This window comes from Bifidobacterium miconisargentati (genome assembly GCF_019331675.1).
In the GTDB taxonomy this organism is placed as follows: domain Bacteria; phylum Actinomycetota; class Actinomycetes; order Actinomycetales; family Bifidobacteriaceae; genus Bifidobacterium; species Bifidobacterium miconisargentati.
The window spans coordinates 27,565-51,270 of sequence record NZ_JAHBBJ010000017.1 but is presented as its reverse complement, the minus strand read 5'-3'; the positions used below and the strand labels follow the sequence as shown (position 1 = coordinate 51,270).

General features: G+C 60.3%; 23 protein-coding genes. 10 read left to right on the top strand and 13 right to left on the bottom strand.

Annotated features, from left to right (window positions below):
* Nucleotide 1: 1 nt before the first annotated feature.
* The 5 genes from KIH81_RS10205 to KIH81_RS10185 form a co-directional block, all read right to left on the bottom strand.
* Nucleotides 2-1,447, bottom strand: a complete 1,446-nt coding sequence (locus KIH81_RS10205) for a 6-phospho-beta-glucosidase (RefSeq protein ID WP_214305211.1) — start codon at nucleotides 1,445-1,447, stop codon at nucleotides 2-4.
* Between the two features lie 32 nt (nucleotides 1,448-1,479).
* Nucleotides 1,480-1,806: a PTS sugar transporter subunit IIA gene (locus KIH81_RS10200; protein ID WP_214305210.1), complete on the bottom strand. Its 327-nt coding sequence runs from the start codon at nucleotides 1,804-1,806 to the stop codon at nucleotides 1,480-1,482.
* A gap of 46 nt (nucleotides 1,807-1,852) precedes the next feature.
* Nucleotides 1,853-2,152, bottom strand: coding sequence for a PTS sugar transporter subunit IIB (locus KIH81_RS10195; RefSeq protein ID WP_100496667.1), 300 nt, complete (start codon nucleotides 2,150-2,152; stop codon nucleotides 1,853-1,855).
* Nucleotides 2,153-2,315: 163 nt separating this feature from the next.
* Nucleotides 2,316-3,677 carry a PTS sugar transporter subunit IIC gene (locus KIH81_RS10190; protein WP_214305209.1) on the bottom strand — a complete coding sequence of 454 codons (1,362 nt, stop codon included), beginning with the start codon at nucleotides 3,675-3,677 and terminating at the stop codon, nucleotides 2,316-2,318.
* Between the two features lie 252 nt (nucleotides 3,678-3,929).
* The gene (locus KIH81_RS10185; RefSeq protein ID WP_214305208.1) at nucleotides 3,930-4,628 is read right to left on the bottom strand and encodes a GntR family transcriptional regulator; all 699 of its coding nucleotides are present in this window, start codon (nucleotides 4,626-4,628) and stop codon (nucleotides 3,930-3,932) included.
* 205 nt (nucleotides 4,629-4,833) lie between these two features.
* Here KIH81_RS10185 and KIH81_RS10180 point away from each other — a divergent pair, with 205 nt between their 5' ends.
* Nucleotides 4,834-5,649: an HAD family hydrolase gene (locus tag KIH81_RS10180; RefSeq protein WP_214305207.1), complete on the top strand. Its 816-nt coding sequence runs from the start codon at nucleotides 4,834-4,836 to the stop codon at nucleotides 5,647-5,649.
* An 18-nt stretch (nucleotides 5,650-5,667) separates the two neighbouring features.
* Here KIH81_RS10180 and KIH81_RS10175 read toward each other — a convergent pair whose 3' ends face one another.
* Nucleotides 5,668-6,570: a LysR family transcriptional regulator gene (locus KIH81_RS10175; RefSeq protein ID WP_214305206.1), complete on the bottom strand. Its 903-nt coding sequence runs from the start codon at nucleotides 6,568-6,570 to the stop codon at nucleotides 5,668-5,670.
* A gap of 183 nt (nucleotides 6,571-6,753) precedes the next feature.
* Between KIH81_RS10175 and KIH81_RS10170 the strand changes: the two genes are divergently transcribed.
* Both KIH81_RS10170 and KIH81_RS10165 read left to right on the top strand, forming a co-directional pair.
* Complete coding sequence (locus KIH81_RS10170; RefSeq protein ID WP_214305205.1) at nucleotides 6,754-8,034, top strand: MFS transporter; 1,281 nt, start codon at nucleotides 6,754-6,756, stop codon at nucleotides 8,032-8,034.
* A 494-nt stretch (nucleotides 8,035-8,528) separates the two neighbouring features.
* Nucleotides 8,529-9,185 carry a sugar O-acetyltransferase gene (locus KIH81_RS10165; protein WP_214305204.1) on the top strand — a complete coding sequence of 219 codons (657 nt, stop codon included), beginning with the start codon at nucleotides 8,529-8,531 and terminating at the stop codon, nucleotides 9,183-9,185.
* A gap of 13 nt (nucleotides 9,186-9,198) precedes the next feature.
* On the opposite strand, the gene KIH81_RS10160 is transcribed toward KIH81_RS10165, so the two are convergent.
* Nucleotides 9,199-9,756 carry a DUF1349 domain-containing protein gene (locus tag KIH81_RS10160; protein WP_214305203.1) on the bottom strand — a complete coding sequence of 186 codons (558 nt, stop codon included), beginning with the start codon at nucleotides 9,754-9,756 and terminating at the stop codon, nucleotides 9,199-9,201.
* 225 nt (nucleotides 9,757-9,981) lie between these two features.
* On the opposite strand from KIH81_RS10160, the gene KIH81_RS10155 reads away from it, so the two are divergent.
* Nucleotides 9,982-10,974 (top strand): AraC family transcriptional regulator, encoded by a 993-nt coding sequence (locus KIH81_RS10155; protein ID WP_214305202.1) that lies wholly within the window; start codon nucleotides 9,982-9,984, stop codon nucleotides 10,972-10,974.
* A 119-nt stretch (nucleotides 10,975-11,093) separates the two neighbouring features.
* The gene (locus KIH81_RS10150) at nucleotides 11,094-11,615 is read left to right on the top strand and encodes an NAD(P)H-dependent oxidoreductase (protein WP_214305201.1); all 522 of its coding nucleotides are present in this window, start codon (nucleotides 11,094-11,096) and stop codon (nucleotides 11,613-11,615) included.
* A 289-nt stretch (nucleotides 11,616-11,904) separates the two neighbouring features.
* Here the strand turns inward: KIH81_RS10150 and KIH81_RS10145 are convergent, their stop codons facing one another.
* Entirely contained in the window at nucleotides 11,905-12,876 is a 972-nt protein-coding gene (locus tag KIH81_RS10145; protein WP_214305200.1) for an L-lactate dehydrogenase, read from the bottom strand.
* A 64-nt stretch (nucleotides 12,877-12,940) separates the two neighbouring features.
* Nucleotides 12,941-13,726 carry a methyltransferase domain-containing protein gene (locus tag KIH81_RS10140; protein ID WP_214305199.1) on the bottom strand — a complete coding sequence of 262 codons (786 nt, stop codon included), beginning with the start codon at nucleotides 13,724-13,726 and terminating at the stop codon, nucleotides 12,941-12,943.
* A gap of 180 nt (nucleotides 13,727-13,906) precedes the next feature.
* Here KIH81_RS10140 and KIH81_RS10135 point away from each other — a divergent pair, with 180 nt between their 5' ends.
* The 3 genes from KIH81_RS10135 (at nucleotide 13,907) to KIH81_RS12220 (ending at nucleotide 17,011) form a co-directional block, all read left to right on the top strand.
* Nucleotides 13,907-14,428: an NAD(P)H-dependent oxidoreductase gene (locus tag KIH81_RS10135; protein WP_214305198.1), complete on the top strand. Its 522-nt coding sequence runs from the start codon at nucleotides 13,907-13,909 to the stop codon at nucleotides 14,426-14,428.
* A gap of 528 nt (nucleotides 14,429-14,956) precedes the next feature.
* Complete coding sequence (locus KIH81_RS10130) at nucleotides 14,957-16,072, top strand: CTP synthase (RefSeq protein ID WP_236029515.1); 1,116 nt, start codon at nucleotides 14,957-14,959, stop codon at nucleotides 16,070-16,072.
* Nucleotides 16,073-16,402: 330 nt separating this feature from the next.
* Nucleotides 16,403-17,011, top strand: a complete 609-nt coding sequence (locus KIH81_RS12220; RefSeq protein ID WP_274608221.1) for a sugar O-acetyltransferase — start codon at nucleotides 16,403-16,405, stop codon at nucleotides 17,009-17,011.
* 24 nt (nucleotides 17,012-17,035) lie between these two features.
* Here KIH81_RS12220 and KIH81_RS10120 read toward each other — a convergent pair whose 3' ends face one another.
* Together KIH81_RS10120 and KIH81_RS10115 are read right to left on the bottom strand one after the other, a co-directional pair.
* On the bottom strand, nucleotides 17,036-18,040 hold the full coding sequence (locus KIH81_RS10120; RefSeq protein WP_214305196.1) for a 3-hydroxyacyl-CoA dehydrogenase family protein: 1,005 nt from the start codon (nucleotides 18,038-18,040) through the stop codon (nucleotides 17,036-17,038).
* A gap of 50 nt (nucleotides 18,041-18,090) precedes the next feature.
* Complete coding sequence (locus tag KIH81_RS10115) at nucleotides 18,091-19,470, bottom strand: MFS transporter (protein ID WP_338024761.1); 1,380 nt, start codon at nucleotides 19,468-19,470, stop codon at nucleotides 18,091-18,093.
* Between the two features lie 362 nt (nucleotides 19,471-19,832).
* On the opposite strand from KIH81_RS10115, the gene KIH81_RS10110 reads away from it, so the two are divergent.
* Nucleotides 19,833-20,723 (top strand): LysR family transcriptional regulator, encoded by an 891-nt coding sequence (locus KIH81_RS10110; RefSeq protein WP_214305195.1) that lies wholly within the window; start codon nucleotides 19,833-19,835, stop codon nucleotides 20,721-20,723.
* A 6-nt stretch (nucleotides 20,724-20,729) separates the two neighbouring features.
* Here the strand turns inward: KIH81_RS10110 and KIH81_RS10105 are convergent, their stop codons facing one another.
* Both KIH81_RS10105 and KIH81_RS10100 read right to left on the bottom strand, forming a co-directional pair.
* Nucleotides 20,730-21,767 (bottom strand): sensor histidine kinase, encoded by a 1,038-nt coding sequence (locus KIH81_RS10105; RefSeq protein WP_214305194.1) that lies wholly within the window; start codon nucleotides 21,765-21,767, stop codon nucleotides 20,730-20,732.
* Nucleotides 21,768-21,876: 109 nt separating this feature from the next.
* Complete coding sequence (locus tag KIH81_RS10100) at nucleotides 21,877-22,581, bottom strand: response regulator transcription factor (RefSeq protein ID WP_214305193.1); 705 nt, start codon at nucleotides 22,579-22,581, stop codon at nucleotides 21,877-21,879.
* A gap of 236 nt (nucleotides 22,582-22,817) precedes the next feature.
* Here KIH81_RS10100 and KIH81_RS10095 point away from each other — a divergent pair, with 236 nt between their 5' ends.
* The gene (locus tag KIH81_RS10095) at nucleotides 22,818-23,693 is read left to right on the top strand and encodes an ABC transporter ATP-binding protein (RefSeq protein ID WP_214305192.1); all 876 of its coding nucleotides are present in this window, start codon (nucleotides 22,818-22,820) and stop codon (nucleotides 23,691-23,693) included.
* Nucleotides 23,694-23,706 lie beyond the last annotated feature (13 nt).

The following is a 23,706-nucleotide window of genomic DNA, read 5'->3' as shown; positions in this document are numbered from 1 at the left end:
TTTATGCGTTTTGTAGTTGTTCGCCGTTGGTGGCGATGACCTTTTGGTACCAGCCGAAGGATTTCTTGCGGCGTCGTTCGAAGCTGCCGTGGCCTTCGTCGTCGGCGTCGACGTAGATCAGCCCGTAGCGTTTCTTGAATTCGCCGGTGCCGAAGCTGACCACGTCAATGCAGCCCCACACGGTGTAGCCCATGACCTCCACGCCGTCGAGGTCGATGGCCTTCTCGACCTGTTCGATGTGGGCGCGCAGGTAGTCGATGCGGTCGTCGTCGTCGATGGTGCCGTCGGGGTTGACGGTGTCGTATGCGCCGTAGCCGTTCTCCACGATGAAGATCGGCTTGCGGTAACGTTCGTACAGGACGCTCAATGCGTAGCGCAGGCCGACGGGGTCGATCTGCCAGCCCCATTTGGTGGCGGGGATGTACGTGTTGCGTACCACGCCGGCGATGCCGGAGTCGAAGTCACCTGGGGTGGAGTCGTCGGCGGACAGGGCCATCGACATGTAGTAGCTGATGGAGATGAAGTCGACCGTGCCCTCGGCTATGGTCTCCTCGTCTCCTGGCTCCATGTGCGGGGCCACGTCCTCGCGGGCCCACATGTTCCTCGCGTAGTTCGGGTATTCGCCGTTGACGTACACGTCGCCGAACACAAGCCGGTCGCGCATGGCGACTTCGGCACGCATCACGTCGTCGGGGTTGCAGGTGGCCGGGTAGATTGGCACGATGGCCAGCATGCATCCTATCTGGAAGTCGGGGTTGATCTCGTGGCCGCGCTTGACGACCAGGGCGCTGGCGACGAACTCGTTGTGCACGGCCTGCCAGACCTTGCGCTTGCGCTCGTGGATCGTGTCCGTGTCGGAGAAACGGATGCCGGAATCGGTGTAGGCGAAGATCGGGTTGTCGAGGTTCATCTGGTTGTTGACCTCGTTGAAAGTCAGCCAGTACTTCACTTTGTTCTTGTAGCGTTCCATGACGGTGAGCGCGAACTTGACGAACAAGTCGATGAGCCTGCGGTCGGTGAACCCGCCGTATTTGAGACTCAGGTTGAGTGGCATCTCGAAGTGGGAGAGCGTCACAACCGGTTCCATGCCCTTGGCCTTGAGGTCGTCGAACAGGTCGTCGTAGAACTTCAGTCCGGCCTCGTTGGGCTCGTCCTCCTCTCCGTTCGGGAAGATGCGCGACCATGCGATGGAAGTGCGGAAGCATTTGAAGCCCATCTCCTGGAACAGCGAGTCGTCGCCGCGGAAGCGGTGGTAGTAGTCGTTACCCCAGTGGTTCGGGTAGATCTTGCCGGTCTCAACGCTGCTGGTGATCTGCCGGGGTACGCCGTGCGCGCCCGCGGTCATCACGTCGGCGATGGACACGCCCTTGCCGTCTTCGTTCCATGCACCTTCGAGCTGGTGGGCGGCCACTGCGCCGCCCCACAGAAAGTTGCTTGGGAAACCCATGTTGTGTTCCTTTTTCTGATAAGCCCTATGGGTCAGTTGATCTTCTTGTACAGCGCGATGAGTTCGTTGACCAGCAGTTTGACGGTCTCCGCAGCCATCATCTGGTCCTCGACGTGGGTCATGAGCAGGCTGACCTCGATCTTCTCGCCCGCGGCCTCGCGCTGCACGAGGTTGGTGTGCAGGTCGTGGCCGGCCGCGAAGCTCTGGTCACCGCTCTTGATGAGCTCGTCGGCCTTGTCGTACTTTCCTGCCTTGGCCGCCTGCAGCGCTTCAATGTAGTCGGATTTGGCGCTTCCCGCGGCCGTGATCATCTGGAAGCAAAGGGTCTCCCAGTCGAAGTCCTTGTTGTCTTCTGCCATTGTTACCACCCTTGGTTCGTTCGTTTGGTTGTCTGTTGGTGTCGGGTTACTTGGAGGCGATGGCGATGGCGTGTTCGAGCACCTTGTCGCCGCGCACCATGCCGTAGTCCTGCGGGTTGATGGCCTCGACCGGCTTGCCGGGCAGCAGCTTCTTGACGTGGTCGAGCTCGTAGCGCACCTGCGGGCCGAGCAGCACGGCGTCGGCGTTCGCGGCCTTCTCCTCGACCTCGGAGATCGGGTAGGCGTCGATTTCGGCCTCGATGCCCTTGGTCTCGGCGGCGGTACGCATCTTCTTGACCAGCATGCTGGTGGACATTCCGGCATTGCAGCACAGTACGATCTTCATGGTGTTATTCCTTTCAATGGGCCCACACCGATTGTGGGACGATTGGTTCTCTATATGCGTTGAGTTTTGATAAGGCGGGAGCCCGGCAAGGGTGGTCGCTCATACCGGTCTCCCATGATCCGATTGTCGTCAATCGGAAGAGCGGAGCCGTTCCGCCCGCAGCTCAGGCCTTGGCGGCCTCGGCGGCGGTCTGGAGATCGGCGTCGTTGGCGGCCTGCTCGGCGACCCATGCCTGATCCTGCTTCTTGACGAAAGGCAGGTAGACGACCACGGAAATCACGAGGATGATGAGCTGGATGAGCGCACCCTTCCAACCGCCCAGCAGGAAGCCGGAGATGATCACTGGGGTGGTCCACGGCACCTGGACGGCGCCGAATGGAGGCATGAAGCCGATGTACATCGCGCCGTAGGTGATGATCATGGCGATCAGCGGGACGACGATGAACGGAATCAGGAAGAACGGGTTGAATACAATCGGCAGACCGAAGATGACCGGCTCGTTGATGTTGAACAGGCCGGGCACGATGGACAGCTTCGACATTTCCTTCATCTGGCTCGACTTGGCCACAATCAGGCCGGCGATAAGCAGACCAAGGGTGATGCCGGTGCCGCCGAACTTGACGAAGCAGTCGACGATCTGCGGGGTGAGGATATGGCCGCCGTCGGCGGTGTTCACGGCCTTGCCGGCATCCATAAGGGCCTGATTTGCCACGGAATTGGCGGTCAGCAGCGGGGCCATGATGCCCATTACGACGTTCGGGCCGTGGATGCCGCACCAGAAAAGCACCGAGATGAGCAGGGTGATGATAATCGCGCCGGCCCAATTGTCGGTGAGGTTCTGCATCGGGGTCTGCAGGATCTTGAAGATGAGTTCGGTGAAGCTCACGCCGCCGAACACCTGGCATAGGTGGTAGATGACGGCGGAGCCGAGCACCACGAAGAAGCCGGGAATCATGGCGGAGAACGCATTGGACACGCCTTCGGGCACGGAGTCGGGCAGCTTAATCTTGAGGTTGTGCTTCATACACTTGACGAACACCAGGCCGGACAGCAGACCGACGATGATGGCGGTGATCACGCCGTTGCCGCCGGTCCACGAGGTGGAGATCGCGCCGGACACGGACGCGGTGGTGCCTTCCTTCAAAGCGTCGACGGTGCTGTGGTCGATGCTCACCGAGGACGGCGAGAGGATGAAGAAGGCGACCAGGGCCAGCAGGCCGGAGGAGATGCCGTCCTCCTTCTCGTTGCGCGCGTAGGCGTAGCCGATGCCGACCGCGATGAAGATGGCCAGGATGTTGAATGTGCCGGCGGACACCTGGTTCAGGCCGATGTTCCACTTATCGGTGAGCAGGTTGTTCATGAAGTCCGTGTAGCCCTCGAACGGCAGGTTCGCAAGCAGCAGGAACAGCGATCCCACCAGAGTGGCCGGCATCGTGAGCACGAAGCCGTCCTTCAGAGCGGTGACCGCCTTGGTCGTCGCGAATTTCATGAAGCCGTTAAGCAGTTTGTTGCCGAACTCCTTCATTCTCGTCCTCCTTTGGACTGGTTGACGTCCCCGGGCCGGCGTCCTTGTTGCCGGCCCGATTCCTCTTGTTCAGTATCAAGTCATTCGAATGAATAGGCGTAATTCGAATGACTTGACTACAATATACGAATTTCATCCGTCTGCGTCAAATTCATTCGAATGATTTTTGGATACGGCGTGTCGCCTCCCCGAGGGAATACCGCACGACGACGCGCCGCCCAACCGGCGGCGCAGCCTCACGCATATAAGGAACTACTTCAGGTCGGCGAAATTAAAAAACGTGGCCTTCTTGTAGTGGTAGTAGACCGTGCCGGCGTTGAACATGCGGCCGCTGGCCAGATAGGCGTCGTCTTCGACCACCAGGGCGGGATCCCCAGCCGACAGGCCGAGGAGGTCGGCCCGGCCATGGTCCAGCTCTCGCGCGTATATCAGCTTGTCCGCAAAGCCCGTGCTCAGCCCCAGGTCCTCGCGAATATACGCATAAATGGAGCCGCTGGCAATCTCCTCGCTGAGATACGGCACGAACTCCTTGAGATACAGGGCGTACTCGATGGCGAACGGCTCGTCGTCCAGCAAACGCAGGCGCGAGACGCTATAAACTTTGGCGTCGACGGCGCACTTGAGGCGCGCAGAATCCGCGCCCGCCTCGCGCTGCTCCAGCTTAATCAGCTTGGATGACACGGAATGGCCGGGAAACTCCGAAGTCATGCCTCTCGTGCCGTTGATGTTGAGGCAGCCTTCGCGCCTGTTCTCCCGGACGAACATGCCGCTGCCCTGCACCGGGTACACGTCGCCTAGCTCGGCCAGCAGGGCTATGGCGTTACGCACGCAGTACCGGGTCGCGCCGAACTGCTCCATGAGCTCGGGCTCGGTGGGCAGCTTCCCCGTGTCACGGTATTTGCCCTTATCAATCTCCACCTTGAGAATCTTCGCCAGTTCACGGTACTTCATATGACATGCCCTCCGAAATCGCATCATCCAGCCGCGCCACATCGCCGCAGCGCACATGAGCCATATTATCGCATGACTCATATTCATTCGAATTACAGACACATCCATCACCCACAATTGCATGATTCATTCGAATGAATTATTCTTAGAGGACGCCGTCTACAGTTCAGACGCTGATGTCGACATTCCATAGGAGAGTACGCGCATGAGAAAGCCCACGCTAGTGTTCATCGACATTGACGGAACACTGCTTGATAGCAGTCATCATATTCCTGAATCCGCGCGCAAGGAGTGCCAGCGCGCACAGCAGGCCGGACACAAACTGTTCATTTGTTCAGGCCGTGCGGCGTCGGATATCGATCCTCCGGTGCTTGAACTCGGTTTCGACGGCATCGTGTCCGACGGCGGTGCTTGCGCTGAGCTTGACGGTGAAACCATTATCGATGAGCATATGCCGGAAGAATCCATCCACGCAGCAACCGCATTCTTCAACGCACATACCATGCCGTACGCATGGCACTGCCCTGACGGCATGCATGCCACCATACCCTTTTTGAACCGGATTGGCGTATGGAAGAAAATGCTGCGATATCCACGAATGCGCGGATCCTGGCATACTATCACCAATCCCGATAAGCCTCCGATGGTCGTCCGCAAAGGCACCTTCTATATTCCCGAAGACGGCAGCCTCACCATAGAGGATGTACAGCACGCACTTGCCGGATACGCAACCATCATTCACGGATCCATCCACGCTTCCAGCGACGACAACGGTGAAATTCTTATTCCCGGAGTCAATAAGGGAACCGCACTTACCGCCATTGCCCAGCGTCTCGGAGTACCGCTAGCCGACACCATTGCCATCGGAGATAGCGAAAACGATCTTGAGATGATTCAGGCCGCAGGCATCGGCGTGGCAATGGGCAACGGCACGGCACCCGCCAAATCAGTCGCCGACATGATTGCGCCACACGTCGATAACAACGGCTTGGCCGCAGCCCTGCATCGGCTCCTCCCCTAAAGTGCCCCGCGCCCACTGTTAGCGTACAGCGGCAATAGCTTCCACGAATCGCCGCACCGCTTCAGAAGGATTGTTCGGGTAGAACAGTCCGTAGTCGATGGTCACATTCCATTCCACTGGCATGGTGCGAATCATTGGATGGAGATCGGAGCCGAAAGTTCGCGCGACGATGAGATCACCATTGGCGGCACACGTATTGAATTCCTCAAACGTGTACTGCGGCATGTCGATCAGCGTGACCCCAGCAATCTTGCCCAGCAAGTCGCGCGCCTCATCCATCGCATCATTGTCGCCCGCCTGAGGGATATGGATGCGCTGACCCTCCAGATCGCTCAGACCCAATGCCGTAACAGGTTTGGCGTGCAGCAAATTCGATACTGGCACTCCCATTTGCAGCGGATACTCCCCGAGTTTCAGCACCTGGCATGGATGCTGTTGGTTCACCGGCGAAAAACCACTGGCCGCCACATCCACCTCCTCGCCAAGATGATTCAGTGCATCCATAAACCCCTCCGGCGAATCCGACATCGATACCAATTCCAAACGCAACTGTTGCCGTCGCTGCTGTTCCAGCCATGCCGAGGCACGCGGCCAAAGTTCCAGCACCGGCGTCGCCGGACGCAGCATCGAAACGGCAAGCCTGACGGTCGACTCATCGGACTGTTCCAGTTCACGCACGCGGCGCAAGGTTTGCTCGCTTTGCCGAATGAGATTTCTTGCGTCTTCAATCAGGACCCGACCAGAAACAGTAGGTCTTACGCCATTGCTGCCGCGTTCGAACAACGTAAGCCCATACTCATGCTCAAAGCCGGTGACCTGTTTGATCAATGCGGTTGCCGAAAGATGCAACCGATGCGCCGCTTGATTGAAACTACCGCATTCCCCTGCCGCGATGATGGCGACCAGCCGTCGGTCATACATGCTCGGCACCTTCTTTCCTCTCCAGCCAGCGTACGTCGCGTTACCACCAAAAGAGTGCACTCTCGCCGGAATAGAGGCCACAGACTCACCCCAAATCCACATGCGATTCTCTACAATGCATTGCTTGGAAGTGCTGCAATGGGTAGTTCCAATGATTGCAGCAGCATAAGGAGAACAACACACATGCCGTCATCATCAGCGAAAACCCTAGGCTTTACCCCTGCCAGCGAACCTCAAGATAATGACAGATTCATGAATGGCAGCATTATCCTGATTATGGCGGCCGCGTTCTTCTACATGCCCGCCACGATGATGGGCACCACGCTCATCGTCGGTTATTCGCACACCTTGGGAGCGAGCGGAGAGTTCGCCGGCACCATCGCCGGCACCATGAACATCGTTTCCCTGTTTTGCCGGCCTTGGGCGGGCCGCCTCAGCGACTGCATACCGATGAAACGGTTCTCCATCATCGCCGTCCTATTGATGATTGCCGCCAATGCTGGCTACATGGTATCCCCTCATGCAGCAACGCTGTTCGTAGCCCGAATCATCAATGGCATCGGGTTTTCCGGCCTGTCCGTATGTCTCGCGGCTTGGATGTCTTCGCTCATACCATTGGCACACATCGGTAAGGCCATGGGCTATTACGGCTTGGCCAATGCTCTGGCTATGGCGCTCGGACCAGCCATCGGCATTCGCATATGTGCTTCCTTGGGCTATCGCGCCGCTTTCGCAGTGACCACGGCGGCGATGACCGCGGCGCTCATCATGGTTATGCTGGTTCGCCGGGGCGGTTCACCATCGACGCCACGAACGCCCACCAAAGAATCCACGCCCATACTTATGTCAACACAGCAACCGCAGCATTCGACCCTCCGCGATCGCATAGAGCAGGTGATTTCCATAAGCGTGATTCCCGTGGCGGCGGTATTCATGTTGTTCGCCATCCCCTACTGCGCCACGCAGTCCTATATCGTCACGTATACGCAAGCTCGCCATCTGAGCGTCAATGTCAGCCTGTTCTTCCCGCTCTATGCTGTGGCACTGCTGCTTCTGCGCGTAGCAATGCGCAACATGTTCGACCGTCGCTCATTCCGCTGGTTCCTATGGTTCTGCGCCGCATGCATGATTGTTGCGCTTGGCGCGCTGGCCTCACTCAACAACAACGGCGTATTACTGATCGCCTCGATGTTCATGGCCGCATCGTACGGCATCATGAGTTCGGTCAGTCAATCCTCCGCCGTGCGCTTGGCCGGCACCGGGCATGGAGGCCGCGGCAACGCCACGTACTACATAGGTCTCGATCTGGGTATGGCGTTGGGGCCGATCATCGGCGGAGCACTGTACGCCAATATCGATTTGGCATGGTTCTATCCGATATTGATGCTCACCATGCCCATCGCCATCGCTATCTATCTACTGACGAATCGCAATGAAGCAAATCTAAGTGCCCGCCGCTCATAAGACCGCCAACACATCGCCGTCCAAAAAGTGAACATTTCCCACTTTCCTTTTCGACCCCTGCCACTACTATCCAGTTCCGGCTATTGGAAAAGAGAGGAAGGAAGTTCTTATGGCCGCCATTACTATCGCAACTATCACCACCCTTGCCGCAGCTGCCCTGTGCCGCCTGTGAGGATTACAGCAATAGTTCTTGCATAGGTCGCTGTGCGATGCACTGAGTTTTCAGCACATCACACAGCGACCTTTTTCTATAACAAATCGGTAAAACCGCGGTATCGCGTCACGACCATTGCCCACGGATTCGCGCACGATACATAACCGCAATGGAACAATCGTCATAGCAACGGGAACCATCGCACTGCAATCACCTGCCACCCCAAGCGTTGCGCGCACTTCGAGAAACTACGATGACAGTAGGCCGTGAACCAAGCGGGGGCAAGGCAATGCCATGCCGTCACTTCAACGGTGGACCGATTCCAAGCAAAGGAGCGATTATGACCGTAAACACGTACGACGTCACCGCGGACCTCACCCCGGAGGGACTTGCCGAATGGCAGCGCATGGTGGCCGGCGAAGTCTATGAGGACTCGCACCCCGAAATCGAACGCAAGCGCGTGGAAGCCAAGAAGCTGTTCCGCGCCTACAACCGGCTTGATTACGACCAGGAGGCCGAACGCCGCGCCATCATGGAGCAGCTGTTCGCCGCGGTTGGCGAGGACGTGTTCATCGAGCCGAACTTCCGGTGCGAAATGGGCCGCAACATCACCATCGGCTCGCACGCCTACATCAACTTCGACTGCGTGATGCTCGACAACGCGCCCATCACCTTGGGCGACTACGTCTGGATCGCCCCGATGGTGGGCCTGTTCGCCACCAATCATGCGCTCGACTTCGAGGAGCGCAAGAACGGCGCGTGCCAGGCCAAGCCGATCGTCATCGAGGACGGCGTCTGGCTCGGCGGCCACGTGACGGTGCTCGGCGGCGTGACCATCGGACGCGGTTCGGTGATCGGCGCCGGTTCGGTGGTCACCAAGGACATCCCGGCCGGCGTGGTCGCGGTCGGTAACCCGGCCCGAGTGCTGCGTCCGATCACCGAGGCCGACAAGACCGGCTTCTGCGAGCGCATCGCCGCCCGCAATGCCGCGCGCTGAGCATCTATCGGTTTCACTGCCCTGCGCGCGGATCCTTCAGTCCCTCACGCACGATGGTGAAATCGGTGAAGTATCGCTTGCCGCCCTCGCCGGTAGGCGACTGCGCCTCGAATCCCACTTGGAGCGTCCTGGCGAACGGCATGCGTGCCAGGCGGGACATGTAGTAGAAGTCGCCGTCATACGAGTAGTGGATGGAGAACACGTCGCCGGTGCGGGCCAGCTGGAGCCAAATAGAATCGCCAGGGATGGTCACGCCATACCCGTCATCGGAATGATCGTTTGTCATCACCGTGACCACCGACTTGAATCCGTAGTCACCTTGTTCGAAGCAGGCCTTCACCCAGTGGGTGTCGTCCTGGAAGGCGAACAGACCGGCGCCATCGAACTGACTTTTGTGCTCCAACTGCACTTTGGCGCGGCAGGTGAAATCGCCCTCGATCGTCGTATACGCGAACGCGGCGTCCGCCTTGATCTCTCCGCTGACGGGATTGACGAAGTAGTCCCTGCCTGGCTCCGCTTCCATGATCAGCATGTTGTCCTTGATTTCGAAAGTGCAGTCTCCCTGCAACATGATCGTCTCCTTCGGTCGTCTCGCCCGTAGTCCTTTGTCGGGATGCAGCCGTTGTACAGGTACGGGGTCCGGTTGTGCGAACATGGCTTTACTGAGCCATGCGTACTATGAGATTAATTCCAGAACCAATTCACCAGCGCCAGAGCAATGGCCTGTTTTCGCTATTATTGAATCAGAACATGCAACTATATTTCCACAATCGTTGCGATAGGCAAGGAGTCAACCATGCCAGCCGAACTCACATCAGCATCCTCGCCATATGCCATGCCGCCCATCGCAAGACATGCGGGCGACGCGCTGAATAAAGCGGTCCCCGTCAATGACGATTATTCGGAAGACATCCACTACGACGACCCATCCATACCGATTCATTTCTGCATGGACTACTTCGATACGCTGATCGGTCACGAAATCAACGTCCACTGGCACACGGATTTCGAATTCGCCTTCATGCTGAAGGGCTCGTGCGATTATCACCTGCACGGCGCCTCGAATACGATCCGGCTGCGACAGGGCGACGGCGTCTTCGTCAACTCCAAAATGCTGCACTCGGCGGATAATCCCACGCCGGGGGCCGCGATGAGCTGTCTGACCGTCTCTCCCCTGTTCTTCTCGGGGCAACCGGCCGGAACTATCTATCTCGACCATGTGCTGCCGGTGGCCAACAAGCCGTTCGCGGGGCTGAAACTCACCGCCGAACGGGATGCCGCCATGCTCGGGGAGATTCGGACGCTCACTGCGGTCGGTCGGCATGACCCCATGCGGGCATTGGACTACATGACGCATATGGCCACACTATGGAAGGAATTGCTCCGTACACTGTCCACGAGGGACGTCCCGGAAGCGCCGAGCGTCGAGCAGCGCCGCGAACAACGTATGCGGGTCATGCTCGTGTTCATCCAGCAGCATTACGGTGAGCCGATCGACCTGAATGACATCGCGGCGAGCGCTTCGGTCAGCAGGACGGAATGCTACCGTCTCTTCAAAACCCATACCGGCAGCAGCCCCGTGGACTATCTGCTGTCGTACCGGCTGAGGCAGGCGGCCGCAAAGCTTGTCTCCAACGACGACAGCATCGCCCATGTCGCCCGCATCTGCGGCTTCGCCAACGCCAGCTATTTCGGCAAACGATTCCGCGAGCACTTCGCGCTCTCTCCCGGTATATACCGCAAGCAATATGGCGACCGTGATTCGTCAGATTCGTCAGCTGTGAGATGAATATGACACGCCATATGCCGGTTGCTCCACCGTTACGCATATAGTTCATTTTGAGATATACCGGCTTGCGATATTACTCAGCGAGCCATGTGAACACCCACTCGCAAAGGAGAGGCAACATGAAGACCCTGGTGCTCGTATTCCACCCGTCCCTGAAGGGCCAGTCCCACGTCAACGCCGCACTGGCCGAGGCCGCCGAGGGCCTGGAGAACGTGACCGTGCGCGACGAGTACGCGCTGTACCCGGACGGCAAGATCGACGTCAAGGCCGAGCAGGCCGCCGTCGAGGCCGCCGATCGCGTGGTGTTCCAGTTCCCGCTGTACTGGTTCTCCTCCCCCGCCCTGCTCAAGACCTGGGAGGACGACGTGCTGGAGCATGGCTGGGCGTACGGCTCCGAAGGCCACGCCTTCGAGGGCAAGGAGTTCGGCGTCGCCGTCTCCACCGGCTCCCCGGAGTCCAAGTACCAGCCGGAGGGCGACAACAAGTTCAAGATCGAGCAGGTGCTCGTGCCGTTCCAGGGCACTGCCAACCACATCAACGCCACCTGGATCAAGCCGTTCGTGACCTTCGGCTCCTTCGGCATCTCCGATGAGGCGCTGGCCGAGGCCGTCAAGAACTACAAGGATTACCTGACCAAGTAACCCAAGGTTTCTTCAAGGCTCTGTTAAACCAAGATTGACATGGCCCTTATTCTTGGCTCCCCTTGTCAGGACATTGCCGTGAAGCAAACAGCGGAGCTGTTTGTAGGCGATGTGCGAGACGACAGTCGAGCCAACAGACTGCGAACGAAGTTCGTCCTCAATTGCAGGACGAGCTGGCGGCGAAGCCGATTGAGGGGTAGTCAGACATGGATTCATGTCAATCTTGGTTTAACAGAACCTTCTTCAATCATCCACGGCTCCTTCCACCACGAAGGAGCCGTTTTTGCCTTCAAGCCCCCAATCGGTCAGCAATCAGCGCGCAATGCTCCCGCACCACGGCAGCGGAAGCGTGGAATTTCGCCAATTCCTCACTGTTGAGATGAAGGTCGACGAAGTCGCCCACGCCACTGCCATCGAGCGCAACCGGGAGCGAAAGGAATACACCCCGTTCCCCATATTCGTATTCGCCGCTTATCAATGTGGATACGGATACGACGCTGCGTTCGTTCCACAAGATCGTTCGAATCAGCCCGGCGACGGTTGCGGCGATACCGTAGCTGGTTCCGCCGCGCAATCCTTTGATGTCGAGGCCTCGCCTGCGGGTCTGCTCTTCGATGCCGGCAAGCGTGACCCCCGGATATCGGTCGCGATTGTCCTCCAAATACTGCGCGAACGATTTGCCGATGAACGAAACCGTGGACCACGGCACAAATTGTGAATCGCCATGTTCGCCAATCACATACCCCGACACCAATCGCGGATCGAGATGCGTGGTTGTGCCGATAATCGCTTTCATACGGGAAGTATCGAGTGCGGCGCCCGAACCGAACACCTGCGCGCGCGGCAAACCGGTACGTCGCCACGCGAACCAGCTCAACACGTCAACCGGATTCGACACCATGATCAAAATGCCATCGAAACCCGAATCCCTGATGTTCTTCAGTATCGGATCCACAATGTCGATGGCCGCATCGAGCTCCTGCATACGAGTCTCGCCCGGCTTCGGTTTCGGCCCGGCCGTGATGACCACCACATCGGCGCTGGCGCAATCATCCCAGCCACCCGGCCGGATGGTGATGAACCGGCCGAGGAATTCGGAGCCGTCGGCCAAATCCATAGCCAAGCCTTTTGCTTTATCCGGATTATGGTTGATGAGCACCAGCTCATTGCACAATCCCTGCTCCACGATGGCGCTGGCCACCGCCGAACCCACGCTGCCGGTTCCGACGATCACCACCCGATTGTGATGCGAGGCAATCACAAGCTTTCCTTTCCTTGCGCGAGCCTTCCCACGACCCGCAACCGCTGTCGAAACCCAACCCGCATCACTTCACTGCGGTGAAGAAGAATCGCGGGAACGGGAAGATGATGCTGCCGTCCGACTGGGTCGGGTAGGCTTCACGCACTTGGGCGAATACCTTGGCCTCGAAGTTCGCGCGCGACTCATCATCCGGCAGCGCCTGCAGATATGGGCGTAACCCCGTGCCGCGATACCAATCCATAATCGCTTCATGCGAAGGCAACGTATGCATGTACGAGGTCTTCCACATACGGAAACTTGCCGCGTGTTCATGCAGCAATTCCCAATAATCAGGCGGCGTCAGATTATAGAATTCCCGCTGCTGCGGCAGTCGATCCGCATAGTCCGGCGAGTGCACGACTTCAGCGATGATGCGGTGGATCGGTTCCTCATAGTTCATCGGCGTCTGCACGGCCAGCATGCTGCCACGCTTCAGGCGCGCAAGCAGTTCCGGGATCAGTCGCTCATGGTCGGGCACCCATTGGATGCATGCGTTGGAGAACACCACATCGAAGTCATCCGGCAGCGCGGCGAGCTCGTCCGGCTGCGATACGTCGCACAGCGCGAAATCGATATCGGGATGGGCCTTACGCGCGGCATCGATCATCTCCGGAGAATTATCGATGCCGAGGATCTCCGCATGCGGGTAGCGTTCGCGCAGGACCGCGGTGCTGTTGCCCGGTCCGCAGCCGATGTCCAGCACACGCTTGACACTGCCGTCATCGGGAGGCAGCTGCATCGCCAAATCACGCGAAGGTTGCGTGCGTTCGTTCTTGAAGCGCAGGTATTGCGCGGAATCCCATACGACCATGGGGCCTACGCTAATCCGCGACACAAGGGTGTCCATATTGTTGACCACATGCCGGACCGCACGCCAACAGCCGCGGTTGCGCACGGCTGCGCGAAACGGCATATCGATGGCAGTACGATAGGAGCGGCAATGTCGCCGCATTATCGGCATTCGCGACCCACAAGGCAGAAAGGTTCCCCCATGAAGACTTTGGTACTGGTATTTCACCCGGACATGAGCAAGTCCCGCGCCAACGCGGCGTTGATGGCCGCGGCACAGGAACTGCCCGCAGACGAGGTCACCGTGCGCGACGAATACGCGCAGTACCCGGACGGCAGGATCGACGTCGCCGCAGAACAGCGGCTCATCGAATCACACGACCGCATCGTATTGCAGTTCCCGCTCTACTGGTACTCCTCCCCCGCCCTGCTCAAGGAATGGGAGGATCAGGTGCTGGCGTTCGGCTGGGCATACGGGCCGGACGGCAAGGCGCTCGAAAGCAAGGAAATCACGGTGGCCACCACCGCGGGCGGCCCGGAAGGCGAATACCAGCCGGAAGACAACGGCGCCACGATGCGCGAAGTGCTGTCGCCCTACCGCATGATGGCCCGTTACGTGCACGCCGCCTGGCGCGAGCCCTTCGTGGTCTTCGGCGCAATGGAGCTTTCCGACGAGGCGTTGGCCGAAACCGCCAAGCAGTATCAGGCGTTCCTTTCGGCCTGATACGTCGACGCCGTTCCCGGCAGAAGACGGCTGAGGTCTCAGAACGCATACCGACGCTATTGGTCTGGCGCGCACATGTCAGGCGCGCATGCCCATCGTGCGACAGCCTTGGCGGGCCACGGCCGCGAGTCGCTGGTCCCGATGGCGTTACCCAGTCGCCCAGTCGCCCATCCGCCCAACCGTCCAACCGTATGCCTCGCGCGCACTTAACCCTCACTATGTATGCGCCCCAATGAAGCGCCCGCATACATAGTGAGGGTTGAAACCCCCGAATCCTCACTATGTATGCGGGTACTTGGTTCAGCCGCATACATAGTGAGGACGCAAAGTCAAGTCACGGACAGTCAACACCATTCAGCACCCACGCAGCTCCATCAGACCCGCAATGCCCCAGCAAACGAACACGGCTTCACACCGTCGCACAGTCGCAATCGGGTTATCCACAGCGCCAGACCGGCCGACCGAAGCTGGAACCACATACCCCGTTTCGACTTGCCAAGCCAACGCCTCGCATTTGACCATGGCATCATGAGAACGCACCATGCCCTTGACCGACTCATCAACGACGCCGAGCAGAACCTACGTTGTTTCCACCCGCCGACCAACACCTTGCGCCAAGCCGTCCTCGTACGAATTCGCAATGGTTATGTGACACGAACCTTCCGCAACGCATACGCACGCACCGATTACTGGAAGTCGCTGAATCCGGCGGAGCAATCACGCCATATCATTCGAACGCTTTCCCGACAATTCCCCAATCGGGTGTTTGCGGGCCTTAGCGCGGCGGCGATCCTGCAATTGGACTACAGCTGGAGCCTTCATCGCGACAACGTCGTATTCGTCACACAACAGACGGGAACGTCCGCACGCACATACCAAGGCATACAGCGCATCCACGCTTCAACGACGACAGTCACGACCATGCTGCATTACCGCACAGGCAGTGGAATCGGCACATTGTTCCTTGCGTTACCGCCTGAATCACCGCGAATAGCCAACATAACGATTGGCGGAAGAAAGCCGGAGATCACCAATATCGTACCGACAACCTCCCCCGCACAGACCCTGGTCGACTGCGGATTGCAGTTCTCATTCATGCATGCCTTGCCCATGTTCGATTCCGCGGCACGCAGAAAGCTCGTTACCACCGAGCAAATCATCGAGGTTTGCGATCAATCGCGAACGGATTGCAGTCGCGCGTTAAGACTTGCGCACTACATGAATCCGCTCAGCGAGAACGGCGGTGAATCCTTGTGTCGCGCCGTCATCATCGAAGCCGGGTTCGTGGTTCCCGATCTGCAGCATGCATTCACCAATCCCGATGCCCCGTGGAAGGAATATCGGGTGGATTTCGTTTGGCACACGCCCGCGGGGCGCATCATCGTATTGGAGTTTGACGGTACCGCCAAATATGTGGATCCCACGATGACCAATCGCCGGAACATCCAACAGGTGGTGAACGCCGAGCAGGAGCGAGAAGCAGGCTTGCGCAAAGCCGGCGTGTCGACGATCATCCGGACCAATTACGACGAGACCGTGCAGCAGACGCCACTGATCCGCAAGTTGCTCGAGGCCGGGGTCCCTATGGTCACCATGAATCCGTTCTTCGAGCGGGCGACGGATGCCGATGGACAGGCGACGTAGGCAACGAACACAACGCACACGGCACCGGTTATGCGAGAGGCCGCCGGTGCCGCCGGCCGTCTCCGCAGATTGGCCTTCTCACGCATCACGTCACGGCAGCACACCTCACGCCGCCGCAATACTCACTAAGTATGCGGCCGAACCAAGGAACCGCATACATAGTGAGGATTCAAGGGGCCCAATCCTCACTATGTATGCGCGCGTTCCGTTGAGCCGCATACTTAGTGAGGATCGCGACTCCGCTATACGCCCCGCTGGCCCATCGCACTGCGGCAACCTATAATGATAACGCAAACATCGTTGGAATCACGCGACTATAGGAGGCCATCAATGGACAACGCGAAGCGGCGCGAAGAGCAGGTGCCGTATCACTATGACGATCCGAGCATCATGGGCGGCCAACTCGAATACCAGGAGAAGCTGTGGGAGTTCAACCGGACGCACCCCACCGACGCGGAAGGCAAACAACGACTCCTCAAGGAGATGTTCGCCGAGATCGGCGACGGATGCCATATGGAGACACCGGCGCGCGCCAACTGGGGCTTCCACCATGTGCACATGGGCAAGGGCGTCTACTGCAACGTGAACTTCACCTGCGTGGACGACGCGGACATCACCATCGGCGACTGGTGCATGTTCGGCCCGAACGTGGTCATCGCCACCGCCGGCCACCCGGTGCTGCCGGTGCTGCGCGAGCATCACTACGTGTACGCGATTCCGGTGACCATCGGCCGCAACGTGTGGGTCGGCGCGAACGTGACGATCCTGCCGGGCGTGACCATCGGCGACAACTGCGTCATCGGCGCGGGTTCGGTGGTCAGCCACGACATTCCGGCGGACACCGTGGCCTATGGCGTGCCCTGCAAGGCCGTGCGCCCGATCGGCGAGAAGGACCGGGAATACTACTTCAAGGACCGCAAGCTCGACGTGTGGGAGTAACGGAGCCCGGCTTTCGGCAGGTTACTATCCGGCTGCGGCGGCATCCTCCTTGAGTGCGCGCAGCAGGGCCTTGTCGCGTTGCTCGATGACGCGCTTGCCGTCCTCGCCCTGCCAGGAGAAGAAGCCACGCCCGGTTTTGGCGCCGAGGTTGCCCTCCTTGACCTTTTCGGCGAGCAGCGGCGAGGGGCCGGTGCCGTTGTCCATGTCGTCGAACAGGTAGGTGCTGATGTTGTAGAACACATCGAGGCCGCCAAGGTCGATGCTGGCCACCGGGCCGACCAGGTTCCAGCGGCGGCCGAGGCTGTACTTCATCACGTCATCCACGGTGGCGGCGTCGGCGATGCCCTCCTGGATGATGTGGAATTCCTCGCGCAGCACGGCCATCTGCAGTCGGTTGCCCACGAAGCCCAGCGATTCCTTCTTGATTTTCGCCGGCTTCTTGCCGATGAGATTCATGAGGTCGAAGGTCACGTCCACCACATGCGGGTCGGTGTGGGCGCCGGGCACCACTTCCACCAACGGCATCAGTTGCGCCGGGTTCCAGAAGTGGGCGACCACGAATCGCGCGGGATGCTGCAGTACCGACTGAATGGCGGTCGGGCTGAGCCCCGACGTGTTGGTGGCGAAAATCGCGTCCTCGGGCGCGAACCGCTCGATCTCTCGCCACACATCCTGCTTGACCTCCAGGTTTTCCGCCACCGATTCGATGACGAAATCGGCATCCGTCACGCCTTCCTCATAGCCGACGACCGGCGTGATGCGAGCGAGCACATCGTCCACGGATTCGCCTTCATACAGCAGCCCAGCACCGGCGAACGTCTCGGCGTCAGCCCGAATGCGGGCCATGCCGCGGTCAAGCGAGGCCTCGCTGCGGCCGACCAGGCGCGTTTGGTAGCCAGCGAGCGCGAACTGCAACGTAATGGCATGGCCCATCGTGCCCGTGCCGACGTTGGCGATCACCTTGATATCGTTCGCATTCTTCACGTTTTTCACGTTCGACGCCGCCGCGCCATCCTGCTCCTGTGCCATTCGCCACCATCTCCATTCATCCTCGACGTTGATGACCCAGCAATTCCCGATTATGCCACCGATTCGGCGGCCGCGGCAGTCATGGGGGCATCCTTCCACCGCAGGAGTTCGAATGCCAGCACGTACGCGAGCAGCAGCGCGGAGGCTAGGAACACGCAGCGCAGGGCAAGGTCCAGCGAGGGCAGGAATGTGGCGATGACGCCGAATACCGCCACGCCGATGGCACCGCCGACCTGGCGGAAGGTGTTGAACATGGCGGAGGCGATGCCGGCCTGCGAGGCGTTCACACTTTTCAGGACCACCCCCGCGGCCGCCGGCGTGGTGATGGCCGCTCCGAATCCGACCACGCTCAGCCCCGTGGCGATCACCCACACCGGAATCGGCTGAGGGGTCAGAAACTCGAACATGAACCCGGCGATCATGATGGCCAGTCCCAGGGTGATCGAGAACTTCGAGCCGCGTGCGGTGACAATGCGCCCGCCCGTCAGGTTGCCGACAATGGTCACGAACGCGGACGGCACGAACACCAGTCCGGCCATGAACGGGTTCATGTGCAACTCGTTCTGCAGGAACATCGTGCAGATGAACACCATGCCGTACCAGTTGAAGATCATGATGAATCCGATCTGCAACGCCACCTGCATGCCGCGCACGCGGAAGAGGCCGAGCGGCATCATCGGGGCGGCGACCTTGGTCTGCGAATACGCGAACGCCACGAGCGCCGCCACGCCGGCCAGGAGCGGCAGCAGCGTCACGGGAGCTGCGATACCGGCGGAGCCGACTTCGATGATGCCCGCGACCAACGTCCCCAATCCGATCAACGCCAGGATCTGGCCGATCCAATCGAATCGGGTGGGGCGTTGAGGCGAGGGCACGATGCGCGGGGCGACCGCCAGAATGGCCAGGCAGAACGGCACGTTGATGGCGAACACCAGGCTCCAGTGGATCGGCGTCAGCAATCCACCGAGCAGCGGCCCGACGGCCGAGGCCGAAGCGCCGCCTGCACCCCAGAGCGCCAATGCCCACGCGCGATATCGCGGATTCGGGCTGGCCTCGTTGATCAGCGACATCGACGCCGGCAGCAGCAGGGCCGAGGCGATGCCGAGCACACAGCGGCCGGCGACCAGGGCCATCATCGACCATGCGAACGAGCAGAACAGCGAGGCGGCACCGAACAGCGTCGCGCCGATGAGGAAGATACGTTTGGCGCCAAACTGGTCCGCGAGACTGCCGGCGAAGAGCAGCAGGGCCGCGAACAGGAGCGTGTAACCGTCCACCACCCACTGCTGTACGGCCATGTCGCCGCCGAGGTCGGATGCGATGGTGGGCAGCGCCACGTTGACGATGAGCACGTCCATGCCGGCCAGGAACGAGGCGATGGCCGCCGCAGCCGTGGTGAGGTTTGCGGAATGCTTCGATACGGAACTCACAGGTATCCTTCATACATATACTTTTGGTTACTGCGTGAGATACTGTACGCTTGTGAAATGTTGAAAGATATGCGTTTGTGAATGATTGTGGTTTATGGGTTGTAAACTAATAGTTTATAACCGCTTCCCTCAGTCGGTCTCCGACCGGCAGCTCGTCCTGCAATTAATGACGAACTCCGTTCGCGTTGTGCCGGCTCGACCGTCGTCTCGCACATTGCCTACAAACAGCTCTGCTGTTTGCTTCACGGCATGTCCTCAGCGAGGGGAGCCAGAAAGTCAGCATACCGAAGGCTTCTCGCCGATGGAGCTGTCGGTATAGCCGACCAAGGGGAGCATTCCAAGAAAGGCAGGCCGGTTTCATCATGTACGACAAGCGATTGGACGCCATCATCGCGGCGGCGGACACCGGCAGTTTCGCCAAGGCCGGGCACGAACTGCACATCTCCACCCCGGCCCTGGCCAAGCAGATCAACACGTTCGAGACGGAATACGACCTCACCCTGTTCGTCCGTTCCCGCAGCGGCGTGGAGCTCACCCCTCAGGGCCGCGATTTCGTCGCCGACGCGCGCGGCATCATGCACCAATGCAGGGAGCTCATCAGTCGCACGCGGCGTCGCTCCGCCGCCAATGTCGAACCGGTGCGTCTCGGCGTCTCCGTGCTGCGCTCCGGCCGCCGCATCCTCGACCTGTGGCAGAAGGACGCCGGCAAGCACCCGGAGATCCGTCTGGAACTGGTCTCCCTTGCGGACAACACCACGACCATCAACAGCATTATCGCCCATCTGGGTCAGGATATCGACATGGTGTCCACCGCGTTCGACGCCGATTATTGGAGCCGGTATTGCGGCACCCTAGTGCTTGACTACGAGCCGCTGTGCCTTGCCGTGCCGCGCGAGCACCCGCTCGCCCGCCTGCCGATCATCACACTGGACGACCTGACAGGCACGCGCGTCCACATCATCGCCCAACATCACGGCGGCGACGAGACCGCCCGCGACCTGCTCTCCCGGCATGCCGGCATCGAGCTCGTCGACATCGACCACTACGGATTGGACACGTTCAACGCATGCGCGCAGGCCGGCGACCTGCTCATCTCCAAGCCCATGTGGGCGGACGTGCATCCGCAACTGGTGAACGTGCCGGTGGATTGGCCCGAACCGGTGGGCCTGTCCTACGGCCTGCTGTATCCGCGCGACCCCTCCCCCGCCGTCGCCGCGTTCATCGAACGCATCCGCGAACTTGCGACGGTCTGACCGGTGCTATGCGGCCAACGGCAGGGTGATCAGCATCGTGGTGCCGGAATCCGACGTGGATTCCACACTCAGCGTGCCGTCGTATCGGCTGGCCACGTCGCGGGCCAACGCCAGTCCCAGCCCGTAGCCCTGATGTTCGGTGCCGTCGTCATCGCGCGCGAACCTGCGGAACAGTCGCTCCGGATTCGAGCCGATGCCGCTGCCGCAATCGGCGACGCGAATGGCCACGTCGCCGTGATGATGGTAGCCGAGCGAGATCGTGACCGAGGAATCCGCCGGGGAATGCGCGATGGCATTGTCGAGCACCGCCACCAGGCAGCGCGACAGTCCCACGGCATTGCCGCGCACCACGAACCGCGCCGGATCCCCGTCGATATGGGTGTTTAGGCCCACGCCGCGCTTGTCCGCCAGCGGCCTCACCGAATCGATGGACTGGCTCATCACCTCGGCGAGCGCCACCGGCCTGGCGTCCACGGCACCGCGCGCGGCCACCAGCAGATCGGTGATGATGGCGTTCATACGGTCCACATCGCCGCGCAGGTCGTCTATGGCACCGTCGATCGGCTGGCCATGGGCCCGCCGGAATTCGATGAGGTCGATGCGCGTGGAGATGACCGCCAACGGTGTTTTGAGCTCGTGGCTGGCGTCCGCCACGAAGTCCTTCTGCAGTTCGAAGGCGTGCTCCAACGGCGCGACCTCCTTGTGCGAGTAGTATCGCCCGATCAACGCCACGGCCGCGATGACGCCGAACACGAACAGCACGGTGAATCCCACGGCCTTTCTGGTGTCGATGACCATCGTGCCCGAGCCGAACTGTTCGGTGACGGACATGGCATTCGGGTCAAGCCCGCGCTCGGTGAACTCGTGGCACGAGCCGAGCAGCACGCCCGCCACGAATATGAGCCCGCCCACCACGGTGATGATGGTCATCGCGATGGTCATGCGCAGGCTGATCAGGCCGGCAACGCTGCCGGGCCGACGTGTGTCCGCATGCTTGTCCGTATGTGTGCCTGCATGCTTGTCCGACCGCGAGTCATTCGACATTGTTCATCCTTCCTCATGCCGTTCCTCATCCAATCAGGCCCCGCCGAACCATTCCGCAGACGGCTGGACCGTCGCCTCCCCTGATGGGGAGCGCCAACGAAACCGCCGTCTAATCCTGCGGCCGCCCGATCCGATAGCCCTTGCCGCGCACGGTGGCGATGATGCCGCGCGTGGTTTTGCCGCGTACGTATGACACGTACACGTCCACGGCACCGATGTCGCTGCCGGTCGAGAACGCATTCTTCAGCAGTTCCTCGCGGCTGAACACATGGTCCGGCGCCGCGGCAAGGGTGGCGAGCAACTTCGATTCCACGTCGGTCAGCGGCACCGTCCGCCCATCCGGATCCTCGATGATGTTGGAGCCGGGTTTCAGCAGCCAGTCGCCGATCATGATGCTCGCCGCCTGCGCGTGGAACCCGCGCAGCAGCGCGCGCAGCCGGGCCTCAAGCTCCACCACATGGAACGGTTTGGTGAGATAGTCGTTGGCCCCGGCATCCAGTCCGTCCACGATGTCGTCCACTTCGGCGAGCGCGGTCAGCACCAGCGCGGGCGTGGCGACCCCGGCCGCGCGCAGGCCACGAATCAGGTCCAATCCGTCACCATCCGGCAGACGGCGGTCCACGATCATCACGTCGTACGTGTCCGCGGCAAGCCTGCCCCGTGCATCCGCAATCGTTTGCACCCAGTCCACGCGATAATCCAGTCCCAGCATTTCCGCGGTCATCGATCCCAGATTCGGATCGTCCTCGATGAACAGCACGGCCGGCAGCAGCAGTCGTCCCGGATCGGTCGCGTAATCGTTCGCCGTCGTCATCCGCATACCTTCGCATTCGCATTGCCCAGCCCGAACAACCGCGATCCCGTCCATGGAAACCTTCGTAAAGACCTGCCCCTGCAGAGAACTTTCACGAGGTGAACCGGCCCGGTGCGCGTATTCGGCTCGGCGATAAGCCTTTTCCTACGGTTATATCAGACCGCCAAGCATCTAAGAGTCCGCTAAGAAACGCGCGGACGTTGGCGCAATGCCGCCGGCGAAGTAACGTGCCCAATATGAGCAGTACGGAGAACGTATTCACCGCGAACGGGGTGACATGCATCGTGCCGACGCAAGGCGAGCGCCGCACGATTTTCAAGAATCTTGAATTTGCGATTGCCCCCGGTGAGATCGTGGATCTGGTCGGGCCGTCCGGCTCCGGCAAGAGCAGTCTGCTGACGGCGTTCGCACGACTGAACCCGCATGCGACCGGCTCGTTTACGCTGGACGGGCATGATTCCGATGAGTTCACGCCGCAGCAGTGGCGGCATGAGGTGGCGTATCTGCCGCAGAAACCGATTCTGCCGGGCGAGACGGTGGCCGATGCGATTCGTCTGCCGTTCACGCTGGTGATTCGCGCGGGGGCCGACAGCATTGGCAACGCAAGTGACGCCGTCAAGGCAGACGTTACGGCCGATGTCTCCACTCCCCATGCCGCGCCCGTCAATACCACCGGCGCGCCCTCCTCGCCACATCGCATCGGCAAGGTCGGTCTGGGCCGTAGGTTCGTGGCGCTGTTCCGCAACAACGACCAGCAGGCGCGCAGACTGCTCACCGATCAGAAGATCCGCATGACGTTGGATGCGATGGGTTGCGAGGATATCGACCTCGCCCGTCCGCCGCATGACCTGTCCGGAGGCCAGGCGGCGCGCGTCTCACTGGCGCGCACGCTCCTGACCGAACCGAAGGTGCTGCTGGCGGACGAGGTGGACGCCGGCCTGGATGACGAGAACGCCGAGAAGGTGGCGGATATCATGGCCACCGCAGCAGCCGGCGGCATGGCGATCATCCGTATCCGTCACCGCCCGCCGGATGGCCGCGCCTCCCGAATCGTGACCCTGGCCAACGGAACACTGACCGAGAAGACCACGAAGACCGGGGCGCAGGCATGACCCCGCTGCCGGC